This is a genomic window from Ureibacillus sp. GCM10028918, from assembly GCF_042666115.1.
Classification (GTDB): Bacteria; Bacillota; Bacilli; order Bacillales_A; family Planococcaceae; genus Ureibacillus.
On the sequence record NZ_JBHTFK010000005.1, the window covers coordinates 1 to 21,558 of the forward strand.

The following is a 21,558-nucleotide window of genomic DNA, read 5'->3' on the forward strand; positions in this document are numbered from 1 at the left end:
ATTCCGCGTCACCACGGACACCCTTGCTCTTGGCTAACCTCTACTTCTGTCTTCGGGGTTCGGGACTCGCACCCTATAGTTCATGTGCATGCCGGGCGCACGAAATAACCGTCTCATTCCATAATGAGACGGTCAGTATTGCCTAATAAAGTTTATCAAAATAACGATGCAATTAATTCAGATAAACGAATCAACAGAAAGCTTATTGAAGTCGCAATCATGCGGAGCAGCCCTGTTTTTACTAGAATAAATATACCAAAAACTATAATTACTACAGTGTTCACCACTGATAATACACGATGGATTCCTTTAAAGATATTTAATTTCACCAATAAAAATAAGATGGCATAAAGAAGTATGCCAATGAAAAAAAGCTGAATCACAGTTTACCCTCTCACTTTCGAACACAATCAAGCAAATAACGTTGCAACTATTACAACGATGTGATCCCATTGCTATCTGCCTTTAAGTAAATGACTAGCTCTTGACGATAAACAGAATCCTCTAGATAGTGATCTAAAGTATGGAAATCATACTTAAAGTTACCGAATGGGAATGTTACATTCTCTCCTTGAACTGCAGCCAGTAAACCTGCAACATCATTTGATACCATTTCCAACACTTCTTCTCCAGTTGCTGTTATAACAAAAATCACATTCATAGCTACATCTCTCCTTCATTACGCCCCAACAAATAACGTTGCTTGGCATATTGCTATAAAAAACTGCGGGTGTTGAATCGGGCTGCTCTCATTGATTTGGAGAGTCATATGAAATTCACCCTCATTACCTCGATAGTCAGCTCTCCATCTTGCTATTTCCTCTTGATTAAGTATAAAGCTTGACCAACCTTCTAATTCTTTCTCAAGTTGGATTTTAATCTTCTTATCCGTAATATAGAGAGTTGGAATTCCAATACGCCAATTCTCGTATGATATGATATATTTTTTCTGGGTGGCTACTTCGATTCCTTCGAACCAAAGCTTTCCTCTTCTACTAATTTTCTTTATAGTAAAAAGATTTTCGCCATTATTAGCTAACACATCATATTTTAAAAAATAGCGAAAATCAAACATTTTATCAAAAGACTTTTTTAAGAAATTATCGTAGATGCGTCTTGAAATGGCAATTACTTGCCCATCTGCATCTAAAATAGGAACGTCCCCTGTATATTCAATTGCTTCCGGATGATTATATGTATATGTTTTCATTCTTTCTCCACCAAATTAATATTTATCACTAATAATAGTAGTGGAAATTTTGAAATTTTGAAAGTTTAAACAACCCATAATTCAAAAATAACCTTAATGATTACTCTTAAACTCGCAAATTAAAATAAAGAGAGGCTAGGATAGAAGTAGAAAACTCTTTGATCGACAGAAGAATCCACATTAAGGAATTGAACCTTTATGGATTGATTGTCGTTCCGGGGCGAGTGTAGCTGTCGGCTTTGTCTTTCGCTACAAGCAAAGCTTCCTGGGGGAACGCACTCAAGTGAGAGACTATAAGATCGGACCCGTGGATACGCATCCCTTCATACGGAAATCAATTTTAGCTACATCAAAAAAACACCATTTTCCTACTCGAGGAAAATGGTATTAGGTTTTGTCCCAACCTTTGACGTGACTAGGATGCAATCCCTAGCCAACTGTTATGGGCGCAAAAAATTCGTCATAAAGAGCACGTAAAATTTGATTTTCAGTTTTGGAAAGAACACCAAATACTAAGCTCACTTCTGAAGAACCCTGGTTAATCATTTCAATATTGGCACCAGTTCTAGAAATCGCTGCTGCAGCACGAGCTGCAAGACCAGTATTATTACGCATACTCTCGCCAACAATCACGATCATCGAAATACCATGACGGAAATAAACATCATCTGCATGTAACTCTTCTTTTACACGACTAACAATTCGTTTTTCCTTTTCTTCCGTTAATTGATTTGAACGAATAATGACAGAGATATCGTCCAAACCTGATGGTGTATGCTCATAAGAGATGCGTTCTTCTTCGATAATTTGTAGAAGCTTACGTCCGAAACCGATTTCTCGATTCATAAGATATTTTGAAACATATAAAATCGAAAAACCACTATCTGCAGAGATACCAGTCACTGGTCGACCTGTTAAAGTACGAGTTGGAAGTATTTTAGTTCCCGGTGCGGATGGGTTGTTTGTATTTTTCACGTTAACAGGAATACCTAATTTATAAACAGGCATTAATGCTTCGTCATGGAATACAGAAAATCCTGAATAAGATAATTCACGCATTTCACGATAAGTGATTTCTGCAATACCTACAGGATCATTTACAACTTTAGGATTAGCCGAGAAAACACAGTCAACATCTGTAAAGTTTTCATAAAGATCTGCTTTTACGCTAGCCGCTAAAATGGAACCTGTAATATCAGACCCACCACGATCGAATGTACGCAAAGTACCGTCCTTCGTGTAACCAAAGAATCCTGGGAATACAACGATTTCATCGCCACTTCCTAAATCCTTCAGATTCTCATACGTTTCAGGAAGCGCATACGTACGTTCAGGAAAATCATTTAACACTAATCCTTCTTTAGGACTTACATATTTTGCAGGTAACCCGATAGAGTTAAAATATTCTGCAATTAGTTTCGCGTTATTGTCTTCTCCACTAGCTTTTATATTATCTATGAATAAAAATTCATTTGATTTATCGCATGCGATACGTTCCAGCATATCCTGTGCAATCACTTCGCAAATTGTATCGTCGAGACCAAGTTCATCTGCAATTTCTTTGAATCGATTCACAACAATCTGTAACTTGTGAGTTACATTGCCATTATTAAGTACTGCATCAGCCAATTCGATTAACAGATCCGTTACTTTAATGTCGTCGCCGAAACGTTTACCTGGAGCTGACACTGCAATAATCTTTCTTGCAGGATTGGATTTTACAATATTTGCTACTTTTTTAATTTGTTCAGCATTAGCAACGGATGTACCACCAAATTTACATACAATCATTTCACCAAATCCTTACTATTCAAAATTGTATTTCCCGAAAAAACATTTGATTGTTCACAGTGTACAAATTTTGCACTCTGTCGTCAACCCTATTTATAGAAAATGAGTATATTTGTATCATATAGTGGGCCTAGGAACAAAGGAAGCTACTATGTCATATAGATACGTGTAATTTAAATTATTCAGTATATTATATGTAACATCTAAAATGAAGAAAGCATAATTGCCTAAAACTATAGAAAAGCAAACATTTAAACAACAAAAGCAGAACATCTCAAAGAAAAGAAAAGCGTGCGCATCGTTTGCACACGATGCACACGATTGATTATTAATACGTTTACCTGTATCAATAATTTAATACGTCAATTTATTATATAACATCTTGACTGTTTCGCAAGACACAATAATTGTAATTTGTATACAGATTATTTAAGATTGATAACTTTTAGATAACAAACCTCGTCAAAATCGATATTCATTTCTCCTCTATTATTTAGAAGCTTTACATGATCCATATCAATCGCGCTCAATGTCCCTTTAACCATTCCTTCAGTTGTAAAAATACATATATCTTTACCACAGAACTGCTTCAGCATAAAGAACAAAGGGATGCCAAAAAACAGATTGATAAAGTTTGGATCTTTTGAAACAAATTCACCAAAGTTGAAAGCCAACTTTCTTCTGAGATTTTTATCTGCATCAATAAATTCGGGTTCTAAATCAAATTCTTCTATACAATCTTTCATTTTTATCGAAAGGAGATTCTTGTACAGAATAAAAACTGCTGAACCGTTTTGATTTATTTGTAAAAAATCTCTGCCTGCTGTTGCAATTTTTCCGTCCAAACAAATTGTTTCTATCGCACTATCGTTTTTTGGTAAATTAGGGGATTCTTCAGCATCAATCCTTAATCTTCCACATTCGCAAAGAATATTGGCTGTAACAATTTCCCCCCTCATTTCCAAAAAGTGAAGCTGCAGCTGTCTTGTATTTTCTTCATCGCTCCTGGAACCCAACGAACGCAGTAAATCATTGGCTGCTTCTATACATGATTGAAAGAAATCCAACTCTTCTTGATCTAACGGACTATTTGGTGAAGCAAACTTTCTTGTTCGGATCCGCCTCTGGCAATGAAAAGGAGAACCAAACAAATCCTTAGGCTGATGGCATCTGCATGGTGAACTAAGACAATTTATACATCTTTCCATAAAGGTGTACCTTCATTCTCTAATGATTTTTCTGTTTGAATATTCTTCCTTTTTACTCTGCCTTTTATAGTACGTCTCGTATTCTTTAATTCTTTGCTTTTTTCTGGAATTGCATCAACGCTAAGACTTTTGCCTGCTCTAACTTTAATTTTCTTTAATGGGGCCAAATCTTTATGCCTTCTTTTTAACACACGCATAATCCCCCATAAGCCGAGCTCAATATCCCAACGAATGTTGCCTGAACGATACATATAATCCCCTGGTCGATTCAAAAATCCACCTGCACCATAGAATAGTTGAAGGTTATCATTTGACCCAACTGTGTTATGGTCCACTACAGACACAATAGCTGAATCCATATCCCTTTCACTACTAAGGAATTTATGACCATGAATCGCAAAGGAATGGGCTCTCGCACGGTCAGCAGGGAACGTTAACCTCATGATAATAGGGTCTCCAGGGTAGGCTAAAAAAATTGGGGTACTTGGATCTCCAAACTTCTTAGAACTAAACACCTTGTGGATATCCCTGAATTTTTTAATACGATTACTGAAGCGTTCATTTCGATAGTTGAATCCTCGTGAGCCTTGGTCTTCAAAATCTGGCCGCTCTTCATCCTCATCATCATCAAACAGTACTTGAGGATCGATGATTAAATTGTCATTCTTATCCAACAATCTCACCCCATCATGCATTTGAAGGCAAAATTCTCTAAATTCTGGCAGGATTGGAGTGGAGATAATCAATTGGCTGCCTTGATCTGCTTCTTCTCTTGTTTTGGCATCCAGATAGCTTGCACCTCTTGATTCTGCTATTAACATACCGAATGCTCCATGATGTCGATGATTTCGGATATCGGCCATATCCCAAAGGTTTGCAGCACCAAAGCGTTGATCAATATACCAATAATACGTTCTGCTCTCCCCTTGGCCAATCGTTTGGTCATAATTAAATCCAACCGTTGCGCCATCCGAATGCCTTACATCATATTCAGCCAACTGCGCATGTAAAGAAATGCGACTTGATGGCGGGAAGAATGCATCTACAGGCACCTCTGGATAGCCGTGTCTGCCATTGTGATGATCTTCTCCGGTTAATAGATTCGTAACTGTTACCTCCACGAATTCTCCAACATTTGCTCGAAGGATTAGTGGTTCTGGATTTAATCTCCCGCATAAAATATCATCTACATCTTCCAATAAGGCAAAGACAATACCAAATGGGTCATGATCGCCATCATCGTTATATTCAATATTTGTATTCAGTGCTGCAACATGATACTTTCGCACATTGGCACATTTTGGGTATTTAAAATTTTCTACTATGGCTGGTAGCGGTCTTTTACCCGTTTTTTGCGGCAACGGTTCTTCTCTCCACGGGATATCTGAACGGTCAGGTAAAGGTTTCAAATGCTTTACACGTTTTTCAAAGGTACGGAAAATTCCCCAGTTGCCAAGCCAAATATCATCAATCGATCCATAATGGTAGAGCATATCGAAGTCGCCTTTTCCTTCGATACTAAATTCCAATGTAAATGATTCGGCAATGACAAGATGTCGTTGTTGATCTAGTTCGGAATCTAAATCTCCCCGTTCGCGGTGCCACCTTTGCCTATGAAGATTAAAACTATGCGACTCCTCATGAGCACCTTGTATCAAACGGACTCGGACAGGGTCTCCGTTATATGTTTCAAGTAATGGCGTTACCGGATCCCCATGCATCCAAGAGCTAAAGACATAGGCTGGATCACAATCAGGCTCTTTTAATCGGAATTGCAAAGGTTCGTTACGATAATTCACACCCATAACACCAGGATCATCAGGTGAACCTGGAAAAGGTGGTGGATTTAGTGGATTTCCATCTTTATCAAACAACAAGGCAAAGTCATGAACAAATAAGTTAATTTCTCTAAAATCTGGAATGATTGGATTGACAATCATGCTTTGTGTTCCAGCATTCATGAATTCACCTGTATTTGGATTGAGGTATATAGAGCCTCTTGGTTCAATATTAATCCCTGCAAATACCCCGTGTTGTTGATGTTCATTTGCGAATAGATGGTCATGCCAGAAGGTTGATTTTAGTTCCACATCTGCAAACCACTGATATCTGATAGTCTCACCCGGTAATACAGAAGAATCATAGTTCCAGCCTACGTTAGCCCCATCTGATACAAGAACATCAAATTTCACGAAATGTACATGCATACCCGCTTCATAAGTTCTATTTACTAATTGGAATGCATTTCCACCGATTATTTCAGGTAACTTATTTGTAAATCTGAAACGAATTGCTTCACCTGCATTCGCTCGGATTACGAGCGGTTCCGGTTGTTTTCTACCGCACCTGATATCTTCTTCATCTTCTTCCAAAACATAAAGCCTTCCTTCGGGGTCATACCAACCTTCCTTGTTATAGACAATCGGCATTTGGATTAAAGCAATATTGAATTCTCGGATTGGGGAGTCCTTCTTTGCAGGATTAACAAATACTGCGCCGGGTACAGCGTTTTTAGCAAAGTGATTTTCTTCTAATTTAGTTGATTCTCTGCCACCCTCTATTCCAAGAGGTGGTCTTGGTGCTTTAAACCCTGGAATACCAGGGATAAAGTTTGGAAAACCTGGTTTTTCAGGAGTAGGTTTTGGTGGACATGGTCTGTTTGGCAGAGGCTGCAGTGCCTTGATTTGTACACCGTTTGGATAACACATGCTGCCATCTTGCAACGTATCAAATATCCTCTGCATCCCCCACATCCCCTCTCCAAAGTGTGGGTAAAGGTGACAGTGAATGATTGCGTCCCCAAAGGCACCGTGTAAACTTCCTGCACCATATCCTGGACTTACAGTATATTGAGCCTGAGGTGAGATTGGTTGAACATCTAGAATAGCTGAATCCATATCATTCTGATCAAATAACCATTGATGCACATGGTAATGGAATGAATGGGTTTCTTGAACTCCTCCATGTACAAGTCTGAGCTTAACAGGATCCCCGATATATGCACGTAGAATCGGTGTATCTGGGTCACCAAATACCCAGGAATCATGGTGAACCTCTTCTCCTTCGCAATCCGGACATACTACACCTTCCTGTATGAGGCGCAATCGATTTCTCATTGGTTCAGACCGGTAATTTACAAGGTGTGTAGCTTCTGGCTGAAGTGTATGCGGGCTGATTGGTGCTTGACCTGTTAGATCATCAACTTCCATTTCATCATGGAAAAACCACCCATATTCCCGAAAAGAAGGTAACAAGGGATTATGAACATCGGCATATAATCCACTGTTTATCGATTTACCTGTAACTTGATCTGTCCACCATGAGCCCCTTGGTTCCACAAAAAGCGCACCAAATAAACCGTGAACATTACTGCCCTTTTCACTTGATAATGGATTTCCTAAATCTGAAAAGAAATGAACTCCTTCATGATCTACCTTCCATTTATAAAGAATGGTTTTCCCTTTAGGGACTGTAGTGTCTGGATTAATTCCGACAAAGGCCCCGTCCGATGTAAAGACATCATACTCGGCATTCTGGATATGCATCCCTGTATTAAATGGCAGTTGATTCTCGAAAAGAATTTCAATTTCATCTCCAACGTTTGCACGTATTACTAAGGGCTCTACTAAATCTACTGTTGAATAGGGATTTAAATCGACTTGTTTTTTTACAAGACTTTCATTTTCTTTCAACACATACATCATGCCGTCTGGATCATGATCTCCAAATCGGTTCACCACAATTCTGATCGGGATTGCTACAACATGGTACTTTCTAAGCATGAGTACCATTCCTTATATCAGGAATCGGGCGTCTATTATCCTTTTCTATATAAAACACTTCAATATCATCAATATGGATCCTGAATTCTTCACCATCTAGCTCATTTACATTCGTAACCTCCGCACAAATGATCAGATAATCGGTTACAACATCTTCGATTCTGCCAATTATTAAAAATGGAAATGGAGCAATTAAAATTAAGGCTCTCATTCCTATATTTTGCCTAAATTCTTCTGTTACGCCTGCTTCACGAATAGCGTTAATATCCAATTGGTTATTGTAGAATCCATCCCTGGAGTTATTTTCCATCCCTTTCACCCTTTCTTTGTATTTTATTAACAATTAGATTAGTGGAATTCTTCTATCCATATCAAATTCAGTAAATATCGCAATATGCTCTATTGGAAAACTTAACGGTGTAGGAAATTTAAAAAATGGTGCATTATGCATTTTAATAATTACTGGATCCAAGGTAATGAAACCATTACCTACGGTTGTAACAACCCCAGTGAATATCGGTCGAAAAGTTTGACCTAAAATATTAAGTTGCTTACTTTCTGTCACAAGCAAGATGGACTTTCCCAGCACTTCCCTAAACAACTGATCACCAAATACATCATCATTGGGTTCTTTCATCTACCTTTCCTCCTCCTCAAAAAAAATACTTTTTCTTCGCTTATTCTATGGAAAAAAAAGTTAAAGACTTAAACAAAAACACAATCAACTTAAAAATCGAATGACTCTAAATAAGAATGTCTCAAAAGCTAAAGAAGGATTACTCATCATTGAGACATTCTTACTAACTATTTTTCGATTTTGTTATTTTCAACTTCGTAAAGATTTTTTCAAAAAATGAAAGAATTCTGCCTTGCTTCATATAAGTAATCTTGCTGATAGCTAATTCTTTTTCTTTAAAATTTAACTTTCCTTTTGTTACACCACGCAGTTTGCCACTAATGGGTGTATCGGTATAAATAATAAATTTCGTGCCAATCCAGCTTTTCAAATTAGTTTGCAGCAATTCCTCAAAAAATTGTTGTCTAAGCGTTTGTTTTTCCGCAACGGTTACACCAAAATTCGTAAGTAATTTTCTTCTTAATTCTTCGTCTATCAATACATTTTGATGAGAACCGGGCATATCAGGAAGACCAAAGGGGGATTTTGCTGTATGAATCGCTCTGTATGGTATCCAAATTCTCGTAAGGAGTGTCCGAATCATGACGAAATCTCTCCCCACTACCGATACTTTCCCCACGGTATGAATGACCTCATCTTTACTTCTAGAGTAGATTTCAACCAGCTGATTTTTTTTCGATTTTAAAAATTTCAAGAGAATCATTTGTTGTTTGTAATGAGGTAATGTAGTACCTAAATTTTGCAAGTTCACACTATGAATATACTCTTGCAGCATCTTCAATTCATGTAATGGCTTGGAACTTGCTGGTGAAGTATATCTGTCTTCTTTTTTTAATTCCGGGTAATCATTTTCGTACATAAAAGCCCAATCATCCCTTCGATGTTTTACAAGTAACCAGGGCACTTATCGTTTTCATATACTAACTGCAAGGAGGAGATTAGACATGAGTTTATTAATACTGTTTGTTTTCATTAGTTATTTGTTTGTATGTAGCTTCACTTATTTATATTTAAAGAAGTTGCAGTATTTAATTAGTTATCATTTAGGGATGAACTTGGCTATGACGAGTAGTGGGGTGATGGGAATAGCCGTTGGAACACTTCTAGGTTATGCATTCCCATCACATTATTCACTTGTTACTATTATTGCCACGATACTGGCGATGATTATTGGTGCCGTTTTTGGCGCTTTAGTCGATTACCAAACGTTGCTTTCTGGTGTTACGAGTGGGTTAATGGCTGGCGTTATGGGTCCGATGATTGGCGTTGTTGCCGATCTTACTCTTGTCACTTTTTGTTCTTTGCTTGTTTACGCAATGTTTGGATTATTGTGTTTTTCCATTAGGTCTTAGCTTAAGGCAGCGGATTTAAAGATGTTAAAATCGCAACGATAATTATCAGCAAAATCATAAAAATAAAATCTACCATTATAGGTGATTTTAAATCCGCTAATCTTCCTCTTCTCATTCTCTTACGAATTCTTGCACCCATAATAAGGACTCCGAGTACAATGGCAATTTTCGATAATAACACGATTCCCCAATCCGTTAACAAAGCCTCTCGATTTGGTAAATACAAATAGGCAATCAAGCTTCCAGAGACACTCAACAAAATAATACTAATCAACGCGCCCCTTGAAAAAATCGGTAGAAAAGATTTAACATAGAGCTGTTGCTTACGCCAAAATACCAGGATAAAAATTAACCCACCCACCCAAAAAGCGGCAGCAATAATATGGATACTATTTAAAACCACTAATAGTGAAGAAGGCTCGAACTCTTGTGTATGCCCACTAAGGCTTTTCGCAATGCCAATCAATAGAATCCATAGATAATCAAACCATTGATTTTTAAATAAGGTTAAAAAACCAGTAAATGATAATACGAGAGAAACAATCCATAGCTTGCCAAAATTCGTATCCAGTGGAAAATCAAATTCAAAGCTTATACCATTAGCGGTGAAAGTGTTCATTTGGACTAATAAAAAGGCAACTAGTCCTATCAAATGAAGAAATTGAAAAATCATTCCATAGAATAGAAATTTCTTTCGAAGTTCAAAAGAAAATGACTTTATGATTTGCCAAATCATTAACCAACCAACGAGCAATAATAATCCAAGGTAATAGATAGCTTTTGCACTATAATTAAATACGTTAGAATAATCAGCAACGCCTTTATCTTCTTGGTTCGTAATTGTATTTATTTCATTCCCTGACTCATCTTTATTTACGGCTCCACCAGCTGTATCCTCTTTCATATACTCTTCATTAATGAGCGGTTGATGTTTCCATTTCACTTGAAACAGATAAGAACCTTCAATCGTATGTCCATCATTCGATGAAATCACATAATACTGTACCTTGTAATGTCCATTGGGAAGCGCTGGTATTTGAATGGAAATTTTTTTTCGATCTTCGCTAATTGAAGGGGAATTCGTGACGATTTCCTGATTATTTTGGGTAAACACCTTCATTGAAAAACTTTTATCTACCTCACCGCTAAATTGGATTGAAACTTCACTAGGCGACTCTTCCGATACACTATTGGAAGCTGGAGACTCCTCTACAACAAAGACATGAGCATCAACTTGTTTACCCATCGAAACAAAAAGAAAAGCAATAAATAAACAATAGATAGTAAACCGGGAAATTTTCAGAAACATCTTCCTTATCTCCTTTTCTACTATCTATGTTATTCATTGCCTTCGTTTTTGGAATCGAATTTTACTGATAAAAATTACCTAGAGGGATTTACCACTCTTTTTCTCGGTTGTTCTTTCTCTCTTTTTTCCAATCAATATACTCAATTTTATCCTTTAAAATTGTTGTCAATTTTCCGTTGTTCCCTTTAATATCTACATAGTCAATGCCTACATGCTTCGTTTTCCCTATAAAACGTCTGTTCCCAACTGTTACCATTTCCAACGGACGGCGTTTGTTTCTCAACAGCTTAAAATTCAAATTATCGTCTAAGCGTGCCAAGTTTAGGCATAAATGACATCTGCAATCACAACGGTTGTGACGTTGAGAAAAGTCGTGATGCTTATTACAGCTATCACACTCGAATAGAACATAATGGTTTTTCCTAGGTCGTCGACTGCATTTGCAGTTATGATGGTGCTCTTGATGATGATTGCATCCACAGTCATGACGGTGCTCTTCATGGTGATCGCATCCACAGTCATGGTTACGCTTTGCATTGTGTTTGCAGTCGCAGTTGCAGTCATGATGGTGACGGCATCCGCAGTCGCGATGGTGATCATGTTGGTGACCACATCCGCAATCGTCATGGTGATCGTGTCGGTGACCACATCCGCAGTCGTTATGGTGATCATGTTGGTGACCACATCCACAATCGTTATGGTGGTCATTTTGGTGACCACATCCGCAGTCGTTATGGTGATCATGATGACGACCGCATCCGCAGTCGTTATGGTGATCATGATGACGACCACATCCGCAGTCGTTATGGTGATCATGTTGGTGACCACATCCGCAGTCGTGATGGTGGTCATGTTGGTGACCGCATCCACAGTCGCAATGGTGCTTAACATGGTGATCGAAACCATCGTTTACAAAGTTATGATGGAATCTATCAAAGTAATCATGATCGTTATTTCTTTGTTGATTGCGTTTAGCGCGGTTTCTTTCCATTCTCGTTTTCCTTTTCATAATAAAACCTCCCTTCTAGATTTGAGAATCTGCACTCAATATATGCAAACTTCACTAACCCAAGGGAGGCAAAAACATATGATAGAACTATTTTTCTTTAGACGGGGCAGGGAAAACAAATTCTAGTTTTTCATTTACTAATTTCAATTTTGCTTTTCCCTTTTTTCCACTTTTCCATGTAAAACGAATTTCTCGCGTTTCTTTACCATTTAGTAGTTTTTTTGCATCTGTTGGGGTGATTTTACCCTTCATGATGGATTTACTAATAAAAAATTTACAGGCTTTATTGGAACAGGAATACCCTTTAAATCCTTCCACAACGGCTTGTCCGCATTGAAGACACTTTCCTACAACGACAACTTGCTTCTCTGCCACATTTAGATTCAGTGATACAAAACCATCCGTCATTTGTTTCACATAAGCCAACATCTCTTTGTAGAATTGACTTGAACTTAAATGTCCATCAACAATATCCTTTAGCTTTTTACTCCAAATCGCCGTTAATTCAGGCGAAACAATATCATGGTCACCAATACTTTGAATGACATCAATTCCAAACTGGGTTGCTTTAAAAGATTTCCCTTCACGGGCCATCATACCAATGGAAATTAACTTTTCAATGATTTCAGCTCTAGTAGCGGACGTACCAATTCCCTCTGCATCTTTCAGGATTTTCTGCAGCTCTTTATCTTCTACAAAACGCCCTGCATGGAACATCGCATCTAGTAGAGTACTATCTGTATACCGCGCAGGTGGTTCCGTCATCTTAGATAAAATTTTCGCCTCTTTAATAGATAATTCCATATTCAATTGAAGAGATGGCAAGGGAATCTCTTGTTTCTTTTTGAAAGTATCATATAGAACAGTGTAGCCCTTATCAATTACCATATTGCCATTTGCTTTAAAAAACGATTCATTTGACCGTAAAACAACAGCAGTCTTATCAATGACATAGGCAGGCATAAAAATCGCTAACAGTCTTCTTGCAATCAGGTGATAAACTTTCAACTCTTGAGGTGTTAACTTTTTCCTTCCAATCGGAACTTCTGTCACTGTGATGGCATGGTGATCCGTTAATTTCTTATCGTCCACATATTTTTTGGAACGAATTGTTCTTTGTATCGTATCTGGAACTTCCATGATCTCTTGAACAATAGAGCCATATTCATTTAAAGATGCCAGAGTTTGCAAATGCATCTTGATATTTTGAGCAAAGCTTGTCGGCAAATGCTTGGACTCTGTTCGAGGATATGTAATAAGCTTTTTCTCATATAAACTTTGAGCTATTTTTAAAGTCTCGGAGGATGTAAAGCCAAAAAATTTATTTGCTTCCTTTTGCAATTCAAGAAGTGAATGCAATGGTGGTGCACTCATCGTTTTTCGTTCCGTTTTGATATCCCGAATAATGGCAGTACGTCCAATTTTTGAAAGGATTACTTGGGATTCCTCCGCTGTTTTAAGCTTGTTTTCATTATTTTGCGGGTTAAACCATAGAGCTTTGAATTGACCTAAGTCCAGTTCGATTTGAAAATATGGCTCTGGCTTAAATTGTCGAATCTCTAATTCTCTTTTGACAACAATGGCTAGTGTCGGTGTCATCACTCGCCCAACTTTAATGATTCGTCCACCCTTGACAGTAGCGGCTCGTGTTAAATTCAACCCGATTAGCCAATCAAAGATAGTCCGATACATCGCTGCATTACGCAAGTTTCGAATTAATAGATCCTGTTCATCTATAAGATTTAATAAAGCTTTGTAAATAGCACTGTCTGTGGTTTGAGATGTCCAAAAACGTTTCACCGGCAGTTTGCACCCAACACGTTTATAGAAAGAGTAAAAGATATTCTCCCCTTCCATCCCAGCATCACAGGCATTAATAATAAAGTCATAGCGATTCGTCTTTAATACTTGTTCGATCTCCTTATACACTTTATAAGCTGATTTTTTCACTCGAAATTCATAACGTTCAGGAATCATCGGTAATAGATTCAGATCCCATTTTTTCCATTCCGCCTTATATTCATGTGGTTCCTTTAATTCCACGACATGACCTACAAAAGATGTGAATTCTATTTCATATGGCAGCTGCATCTTTTTATAAACTTTTTGAATATCACGCATGAGAGACGGCTTTTCTGCGATCAGCAATGCTTTCATTAGCAGATCCCCCCTTTCTATTAATCATAATATAAAATAGGCTCAGGGGGGTGATAGAAGTCAAATTTAGGAGGTTATTGTTTGGCAGTTTATGAATTTATTGCTTGCAATCAGATACTAATATCCTTAGAAAATACTTTATTAAATGGACAGATCTAGTCTTACAATGAACTTCTGAATATGATTAACAAACGAAAAATAATCGTGAATGGATTAATCCATGTTCTCAATAGCAATTTCTATCTCTTTGATAAATGAGAGAGTTGCTGTTTTCATCTGGTCCAATCCTGGTTGTTCTATAGGAAAATGGCCTGCTCCTTCCAAAATTACACATCTTTTCTTACAGTTTAAACGGATATAAAATGGTTTACTTAAGTTAAAAGGTGTCATTGGATCTATTTCAGGATGTATTAATAATATAGGGCAATAATCAAAATGCTCGGGTTCTACCTTTGGTTTCATATTTAAAAAGGTTCTTAGAAAACGAATAGGAATTTTTGTTCCTGCCGCTAAAGGATCATTGATTATTAATCGAGTCAGTTCAGAGTTATTTGAGATTAATTTCATTCTCGATACCATCTTTACAGAAACCTGAAAAGAATCCAGCAGATATGGGACAGTATCCATTGTGAATTTACCTAAACGGCTGATTACTTTATTCGGAGCAATTTGATCACGAACTTTCGGATTACCCGTGTCGACAAAAGTAGTAACAATTAACCCTTTAACTTGTTTACTTATATTGGCCGTATGATACGCTAGCATACCTCCAATACTTGCTCCTAGTAAAACAATTGGTTTACCGTCTCGTTCAATCTCTCTTTCGATTAAATCCGTAATGATTTGAATCCATTGCTGGTAATCGTTTAACTTTATCTTATTGGCGTGACTGAGACCATATGGAGGGAGATCTGGTGACACAACCTCATATCCATGTAAATGCAGCATTCGTGCGTAAGGTGCTAAGAGTCTACCGTTTCCACCTGCACCATGAATCATAATAATTTTGACTTTTGATTCAGGAACAGGCATTCGATCTAGATGGATCAGACAATCATTCCATTCCCACCATTCTTCAGTCGGTAGGTTATTCTCATTAATACGCAGTTCCACCGGAAAAAATCTTTGATATTTTTTCCAATATAGTTCGGTTTCATTGTATGTTGGACGTTTAATGATAGAATTCATTTTCATAGCCCCCATAATGTTTTTGTTTAGTTATTTATGTTTCCCAATATATTAACTCTCTCAATTTATATTACGGTATTTTTATTAATATGGAGATTTCATTTTTGTAGAACATCGAAATTAATATCTGTGTGGAATGAATCTGAAAAACATCTTATGATAGGGTTGCTTGATCATGTTGGGAATTTTGAAGACCATATTACAGTTTCTGAGAATCAAAAAGACCACTCTGTTCATTGAGTGGTCTTCTTGTTATATCCATTTTTTTTATACTTCCGAAGCTGAGTACGACTTCAGATCTCACTACTAGATAGTGACTTAAAAATTTTCGCTCGAAGATCAAGGAGAAGCTTTAAATAAGTTTCAGCTCCATCTTTACAACGTACTATCGATTTTGCATTTCTTTTATAGCGGTTTGAGCTAATTTGGAAATTGTCATATCGTCCATTGGCGGATTATGAAGACCGGCTCTTACATCACGATAATATCTTTGCAATGGGTTGGATAATTGAAGACTCTTGGCACCAACCAATCTCATGGCTTTATCCACAATAGTAATCGCAGAATTAGTGACAATATGTTTTGCCGCACCTAGTTCGTTCGTCAATATTTCACGACGGGACTCATCATCGTAAGCTTCTGCCACACTATAAATAAAGTGTCGGGCTTTCATCAATTCCATGTCAATTTCCCCAATTAATTTTTGGACATTCGGCAATTGGCTGATTGGCCCATTCAAACTATTTGGTGAATGTTGTGTTGCAAACTCAACTGCATAGTCACGGGCAGCTTGCGCAATGCCTAGATAACAAGCAGGAATATGTAGAATCCAGCCATTTATACCATTGCCTCGTGGTCCATCCTGGATTTCCACTAAATTTTCCTCAGGTACTTCCACATTGTTCAAGATTAGATCATGGCTGGCTGTTCCTCTCATGGACATAACTTCCCAATTTTCTCGAATAGAAACGCCATCCGACTTTTTCTCAACCAAGAATACGCAAATTTTTTCCTTTTCCTCTACCCAAGCCGTAACAAGGATATGAGTTAATGCTGGAATCATGGTTGCATAGCTTTTCGTTCCAGAGATCAGCCATTTGCCATCTTTTTTGACCGCCGTTGTACCAGGACGGCCGCCGCGCGTTGGACTGCCGGTTTGAACTTCACTGGCGACCCTGTTTACTAAAGCACCGTTCAACACGTCTTCCGCAAAAGCATTTAACATCGTATTTTCCCATAGTTTATTCTCGTACAACTCACCGACAACACCTTGATGCCAGCCAATTGTCAATCCTGTTGTACCGTCGAAACTCGCAATGGTTTCTTGAAGGAAAATCATTTCCGTTACGCTGATTCCCTCACCGCCATACTCTTTGGGCAACGTTAGTTTTGTATAGCCGAGGTCGACAAGTGATTGAATATTTTCACTAGGGAACTTGGACTGTTCATCGATTTCTCTTGAATGACTGCGAAATGCCTCTTTTAACGGCAACAGTTTCTCCAGCCATTCACTTTGGATTTTTGTTTTAATAAGTAATTTTTGTGACACAAGTTACACTCCCTAAAAAGTTTTAGTTATGTACATTTAATTAATTTCCAACTGGCTTAACTTCCTTAATAACTTACATGGCAGATAATCACATGCGCCTAGGCGCATTTGTGACCAGATTTTATTGAGCTTAGTCCTGCACGATGCAGGTCAGTTAGCCGTTGTCGCAGGATGCAACGGTTTTAGGCTAACTTCCTCTATAAATTGCCCTTAAAAAATCTATGACATCTGCTGGAGGCTTTAACTCCATTCACAATCTGAGTTAAAACCCTCTCTGAATTGATTTCCCTTGTGAAGGCATCTCACCGGTTATAAATGTGTGAGACTTCTTCTGAATGGAATTAATGAAAACCTCGTCTTAATTTCAATTCAAATCTATTGGCAATCAAAGTTAGCACCATGCCAATGACCCAATAGATCAATGCTGCGCCAATAAAAGCTTCCAAGTATCTATAATTCAGAGCACCTACCATTTTGGCCTGACCCAGAATATCTACAACGGTAATCAAATAAGCAAGTGAAAGTGATTTTATGATGATCATCAAAGAATTGATAATATCCGGGAAAGCTTCCACCAACGCTTGAGGTACGATGACTCTTCTAAATGTCTGCCAGGAACTGAACCCCAATGATTGGGCCGCTTCGATTTGCCCTTTGTCAATCGACAAAATCGATCCCCTGATAATTTCCGATTGAAACACGGAATAACTGATTGTAAAAGTAACTATTACCGTTATGATCGGATTCAAGGAGTTGGCATCAAATTCAATCCCGAGAATACCCGTAAAGAAGGTTAAAATTTCCGGTAAAGCATAGTACATCAGTAATAATATAACGACATTGGGTGTTCCTCTTAAAAAAGATTGCAGCACTTTAATAATTTGAGAGAACACGGGTACCTTAAACTTTTGTATTAAAGCTATTACAGCCCCCACAAGCAAGGATAAGAGAAGGATAACGAGCGCTAAAGCGAGTGTTTTAGGAACAACCGTTGCTATGTCTATGATACTTTCCAGCAAAACCCTTAAATCAAACAAAATTTACCCCTCCTTCAATCCGAGTGAGATTGAATGTTCCCTTTTCCAAACTTATGGTATTGCATTGTATTTTTGGAACCAAACATTCTTCTTTTTTCTATTTTGCTTAAATACGTATGGTTCTCGAATAACTTAACCATCCGATCCGACAATAAGCAAAGTGCCCAATAAATCAAGGCAATTGTAAAGTAAACTTCTACCTTGTTTTCCCCATACGAACTTGCCAAAATTAAATTGGCTTTACCCAGTATGTCTACTACACCTATCGTAAACACCAAGGAGGTATCATGAATCAGATATATGATGGCATTTCCCAAACCAGGCAAGGCTATTGGGGCCATCTGCGGAATCACAATCTTCCGAAACTTGGCAAAGGGTGTATATCCTAAACTATTAGCGGCTTCATGCTGCCCCTTGTCTATCGACAAGTAAGCAGGTCTTAGAATCTCAGATAGATAGGCACCATTAAAGATAATAAGTGTAATTATTGCTGCAACGATGCCGCTCAAATCATTGATATCCAGATTAAATAGTGAAAAGAATACGGGTAATCCGTAATACACGATGAATAGCAGTAATAGAATAGGAACACTTCGCATGAAAGAAATATAGGCTTCCAAAATGGGCGACAAAAACTTTATTTTTTTTATTCTTAGAGCCGTTATGGCAATACTAAGCAATAAACCCAAAATGGCGGAAGTTACGATAATCGATAAAGTTATGGGCAACATGGCAATCAATTTCGGGAAAATTTCTACCATATATCCTATATCCATTTGACCACCTCCTGATGAAAAACTACATGTTTCTATTCATATTGGAAAACATCTTCTCCGTAATATTCCAATGATAATTCAGATAACGTTCCTTCGTCTTTTAATTCTTTCAGAGCATTGCTAACCTCTTCCGTCAAAGCCTTGTTTTCTTCGGAATTATGAATCAAGAAATACGTTGGGAATACTTTAAGAGGCTCCGACACGACGATATCCAAGTTTTGCGCTTCAATAATTTCTTTTTGGCCTAAGTTGGAAGGTTGTACAAGCACATCATATTTTCCGGATTCTACTGCCTGTAATCGTTCAGCAACCGTGAATCCGTGGTCGGATGTTGGGAACTCGATTGGATTATTCGGATTTTCATTATTATAATCCGTCAATAAATTGAATACCCCTCCACTTGGTGAAAGAGGAGTAATATTCTTGCCTATCAAGTCCTCGAAAGAATCGATTGTTCCCACGTCTTTGTTGCTGTAGACACGCATTAAGCTTGCGCCGTTGCTTTCCGTGGGAATCAAGTATTTTTCTTCGCGAGCTTCACTCTTGAACAAGCCTTGTGCAATCATGTCATATTTACCTGTGTCCAGGCCGATTTCTGCTGCACTATCTGCAACTCCAACAATATCAAATGAGTAATCTTCCAATTTTTCATCGACCAACTTCAGGATTTTCACTTCATATCCTGTAAGTTCCCCGTTTTCATCTGTATAACTTAACGGTTTTGCTGAAGGCGGTACCGCTACCGTAATTTCTCTTCCCGAAGCCTCTTCCGATCCACCGGAAGCACTATTCTCCCCTTCACTTCCGCCGCATCCAGCTAAAATCAATGCAAATAATGATACCGGGTATAACAAATTTTTTTTCTTGAACATATAAAATCTCCCTCTTTTCTTAAATTGCTCAATAAAGTTAAACTTCCACTGATTGACTTGATTTAAAGTGATTTAAAAAAGCCTTGGTACGCACATTTTCGGATTCTTCAAAGATATATTTTGGCGTCCCCTCTTCCACGATGACGCCTTTATCCATAAAGACTACTTTAGTAGAAATTCTCTTGGCAAACGACATTTCGTGCGTTACCAACACAATCGTCACACCTGAACGCGCAACATCTTCGATTACTTTCAAAACTTCACCCACCAACTCTGGATCAAGTGCGGAAGTAGGTTCATCAAATAAAATAACTTCCGGTTCCAAAGCCAAGGCACGTGCAATGCTGACTCGTTGCTGCTGCCCACCCGACAGTTCGGAGGGATATGAGTGAAGCTTATCGAGCAGCCCAACTTTTTCCAATTCCTGAATGCTTTTTTCGTGAGCATCTTTCTTTTGCTTTCCCTGTACCACGATTTGGGCTTCCATAACATTTTCCAAAACCGTTTTATTTTTAAAAAGATTAAATTGCTGAAATACCATCGCTGTTTTTCTTCTGAGTTTTAAGATGTCTTTCTTGCTGATGGTTTCGTAGTTAAAGTGCAAATCAGAAAGAGTAATTTCACCTGTGGATGGTTTTTCAAGACAATTCATGCAGCGAAGCAATGTGGTTTTACCTGTTCCACTTGGACCAATCAATGTTACTACGTCGCCTTTATTGACTGTTAAATCAATGCCTTTAAGAATTTCATTATGATTAAACGATAAATGTAAGTGTTTTATTGATAACACTATTACACCTCCTGCCTTAGTTAAAATGGGAATTTAGGTATCTGAAAATAAATATTCTACTTAAAAACAAAATTTTTCAAATATTCATAGTGATAAATATAACTAAACTTATAGGTATTGTAAATAATATTTTAATTTTACAAGTAGTATACTAATCTGAGAAATTAAGAAATTGTTTTTCAAAGTCTTACCATGTTAATGTTTACAATTCCTATAAAAATTGTATATATTATATTGTATAATATTAAGCTTGAAGGGGAGATTGAATATGGCAACAATAAAAAATGATCATTTGAAGTTTGGCAGTCCGGATGCACCATTAAAAATAGAAGCTTTTATTAATTTGGCGTGCCCAGGGACCGCACGAATATACAAATTAGCAAAAGAAGTTCTGCCCCCATATCTCGAAAACAATCAAGTTGAGGTAATCGTAAAGCTATACGATAAACCGCGTGAAGAACTTCTGCATGGCCCATTGATTCACTGGAAATTAGACAATTCGAATCCAGAGGAAGCATTGTATGTAATTGGACAACTACTTGAAACACAAGCGGAATGGCATGATTTATCCAATAAAGAGTTAAAACGATTACTTGTCGACAAATACAACTTGCAAGAAGAAGAACGACTAGAAAACGTGGAGATTAGCCTGGCGATTACGGCGGAAGCGATTGAACGAGAAATAACAATTGTGCCAACGATATTCTTCAACGGTGAAAAATTATTAGGTTATACTTATGAACTTGAGCCATCTGATGTAAAACAAGCCATAGAAACATCCCTGGCAAAACTTTCCTAAATAAAACTAAAAAACTATAATATTAGCTTATACTTGTGATGGCTTTACAGCTTAAATTACGATTGTTATGAGAAGATTTGAATCCTATATTG

The 21,558-nt window shown here is 37.6% G+C and carries 21 protein-coding genes; 2 read left to right on the plus strand and 19 right to left on the minus strand.

Annotated elements, in window-relative coordinates:
- Positions 1-155 precede the first annotated feature (155 nt).
- From ACFQU5_RS03335 to ACFQU5_RS03375, 9 genes are all read right to left on the minus strand, one after another.
- Positions 156-383, minus strand: coding sequence for a hypothetical protein (locus tag ACFQU5_RS03335; RefSeq protein WP_390284734.1), 228 nt, complete (start codon positions 381-383; stop codon positions 156-158).
- 50 nt (positions 384-433) lie between these two features.
- The gene (locus ACFQU5_RS03340) at positions 434-661 is read right to left on the minus strand and encodes a thymidylate synthase (protein ID WP_390284736.1); all 228 of its coding nucleotides are present in this window, start codon (positions 659-661) and stop codon (positions 434-436) included.
- Between the two features lie 18 nt (positions 662-679).
- On the minus strand, positions 680-1,210 hold the full coding sequence (locus tag ACFQU5_RS03345; RefSeq protein WP_390284738.1) for a tubby C-terminal domain-like protein: 531 nt from the start codon (positions 1,208-1,210) through the stop codon (positions 680-682).
- 429 nt (positions 1,211-1,639) lie between these two features.
- Complete coding sequence (locus tag ACFQU5_RS03350; protein WP_390284740.1) at positions 1,640-3,001, minus strand: aspartate kinase; 1,362 nt, start codon at positions 2,999-3,001, stop codon at positions 1,640-1,642.
- A 425-nt stretch (positions 3,002-3,426) separates the two neighbouring features.
- Positions 3,427-4,068 (minus strand): hypothetical protein, encoded by a 642-nt coding sequence (locus tag ACFQU5_RS03355; protein WP_390284742.1) that lies wholly within the window; start codon positions 4,066-4,068, stop codon positions 3,427-3,429.
- A 125-nt stretch (positions 4,069-4,193) separates the two neighbouring features.
- Positions 4,194-7,991 carry a multicopper oxidase domain-containing protein gene (locus tag ACFQU5_RS03360; protein WP_390284744.1) on the minus strand — a complete coding sequence of 1,266 codons (3,798 nt, stop codon included), beginning with the start codon at positions 7,989-7,991 and terminating at the stop codon, positions 4,194-4,196.
- Positions 7,984-8,301 (minus strand): hypothetical protein, encoded by a 318-nt coding sequence (locus tag ACFQU5_RS03365; protein ID WP_390284746.1) that lies wholly within the window; start codon positions 8,299-8,301, stop codon positions 7,984-7,986. The genes ACFQU5_RS03360 and ACFQU5_RS03365 overlap by 8 nt, the downstream gene beginning before the upstream one ends.
- A gap of 33 nt (positions 8,302-8,334) precedes the next feature.
- Positions 8,335-8,628, minus strand: a complete 294-nt coding sequence (locus ACFQU5_RS03370) for a hypothetical protein (protein WP_390284748.1) — start codon at positions 8,626-8,628, stop codon at positions 8,335-8,337.
- Between the two features lie 163 nt (positions 8,629-8,791).
- Entirely contained in the window at positions 8,792-9,487 is a 696-nt protein-coding gene (locus tag ACFQU5_RS03375) for a hypothetical protein (protein WP_390284750.1), read from the minus strand.
- A gap of 85 nt (positions 9,488-9,572) precedes the next feature.
- On the opposite strand from ACFQU5_RS03375, the gene ACFQU5_RS03380 reads away from it, so the two are divergent.
- Positions 9,573-9,980, plus strand: a complete 408-nt coding sequence (locus tag ACFQU5_RS03380; RefSeq protein ID WP_390284752.1) for a hypothetical protein — start codon at positions 9,573-9,575, stop codon at positions 9,978-9,980.
- Position 9,981: 1 nt separating this feature from the next.
- On the opposite strand, the gene ACFQU5_RS03385 is transcribed toward ACFQU5_RS03380, so the two are convergent.
- The 10 genes from ACFQU5_RS03385 to ACFQU5_RS03430 all read right to left on the minus strand — a co-directional run bounded on the left by ACFQU5_RS03385 (position 9,982) and on the right by ACFQU5_RS03430 (position 20,667).
- On the minus strand, positions 9,982-11,289 hold the full coding sequence (locus ACFQU5_RS03385; RefSeq protein ID WP_390284754.1) for a copper resistance CopC/CopD family protein: 1,308 nt from the start codon (positions 11,287-11,289) through the stop codon (positions 9,982-9,984).
- An 88-nt stretch (positions 11,290-11,377) separates the two neighbouring features.
- The gene (locus tag ACFQU5_RS03390) at positions 11,378-11,572 is read right to left on the minus strand and encodes a hypothetical protein (protein ID WP_390284756.1); all 195 of its coding nucleotides are present in this window, start codon (positions 11,570-11,572) and stop codon (positions 11,378-11,380) included.
- 38 nt (positions 11,573-11,610) lie between these two features.
- Positions 11,611-12,180 carry a hypothetical protein gene (locus ACFQU5_RS03395; protein WP_390284758.1) on the minus strand — a complete coding sequence of 190 codons (570 nt, stop codon included), beginning with the start codon at positions 12,178-12,180 and terminating at the stop codon, positions 11,611-11,613.
- Positions 12,181-12,385: 205 nt separating this feature from the next.
- On the minus strand, positions 12,386-14,455 hold the full coding sequence (locus ACFQU5_RS03400) for a DNA topoisomerase (RefSeq protein WP_390284760.1): 2,070 nt from the start codon (positions 14,453-14,455) through the stop codon (positions 12,386-12,388).
- A gap of 213 nt (positions 14,456-14,668) precedes the next feature.
- Entirely contained in the window at positions 14,669-15,643 is a 975-nt protein-coding gene (locus tag ACFQU5_RS03405; RefSeq protein WP_390284762.1) for an alpha/beta hydrolase, read from the minus strand.
- A gap of 385 nt (positions 15,644-16,028) precedes the next feature.
- Positions 16,029-17,192 (minus strand): acyl-CoA dehydrogenase family protein, encoded by a 1,164-nt coding sequence (locus ACFQU5_RS03410; protein ID WP_390284764.1) that lies wholly within the window; start codon positions 17,190-17,192, stop codon positions 16,029-16,031.
- Positions 17,193-17,533: 341 nt separating this feature from the next.
- Positions 17,534-18,229: an amino acid ABC transporter permease gene (locus ACFQU5_RS03415; protein WP_390284766.1), complete on the minus strand. Its 696-nt coding sequence runs from the start codon at positions 18,227-18,229 to the stop codon at positions 17,534-17,536.
- Positions 18,230-18,243: 14 nt separating this feature from the next.
- Complete coding sequence (locus tag ACFQU5_RS03420; protein ID WP_390284768.1) at positions 18,244-19,005, minus strand: amino acid ABC transporter permease; 762 nt, start codon at positions 19,003-19,005, stop codon at positions 18,244-18,246.
- 32 nt (positions 19,006-19,037) lie between these two features.
- Complete coding sequence (locus ACFQU5_RS03425; RefSeq protein WP_390284770.1) at positions 19,038-19,877, minus strand: transporter substrate-binding domain-containing protein; 840 nt, start codon at positions 19,875-19,877, stop codon at positions 19,038-19,040.
- Positions 19,878-19,914: 37 nt separating this feature from the next.
- Complete coding sequence (locus tag ACFQU5_RS03430; protein WP_390284772.1) at positions 19,915-20,667, minus strand: amino acid ABC transporter ATP-binding protein; 753 nt, start codon at positions 20,665-20,667, stop codon at positions 19,915-19,917.
- A 268-nt stretch (positions 20,668-20,935) separates the two neighbouring features.
- On the opposite strand from ACFQU5_RS03430, the gene ACFQU5_RS03435 reads away from it, so the two are divergent.
- Positions 20,936-21,466 carry a thioredoxin domain-containing protein gene (locus ACFQU5_RS03435; protein ID WP_390284774.1) on the plus strand — a complete coding sequence of 177 codons (531 nt, stop codon included), beginning with the start codon at positions 20,936-20,938 and terminating at the stop codon, positions 21,464-21,466.
- The last annotated feature ends 92 nt before the right edge of the window (positions 21,467-21,558 follow it).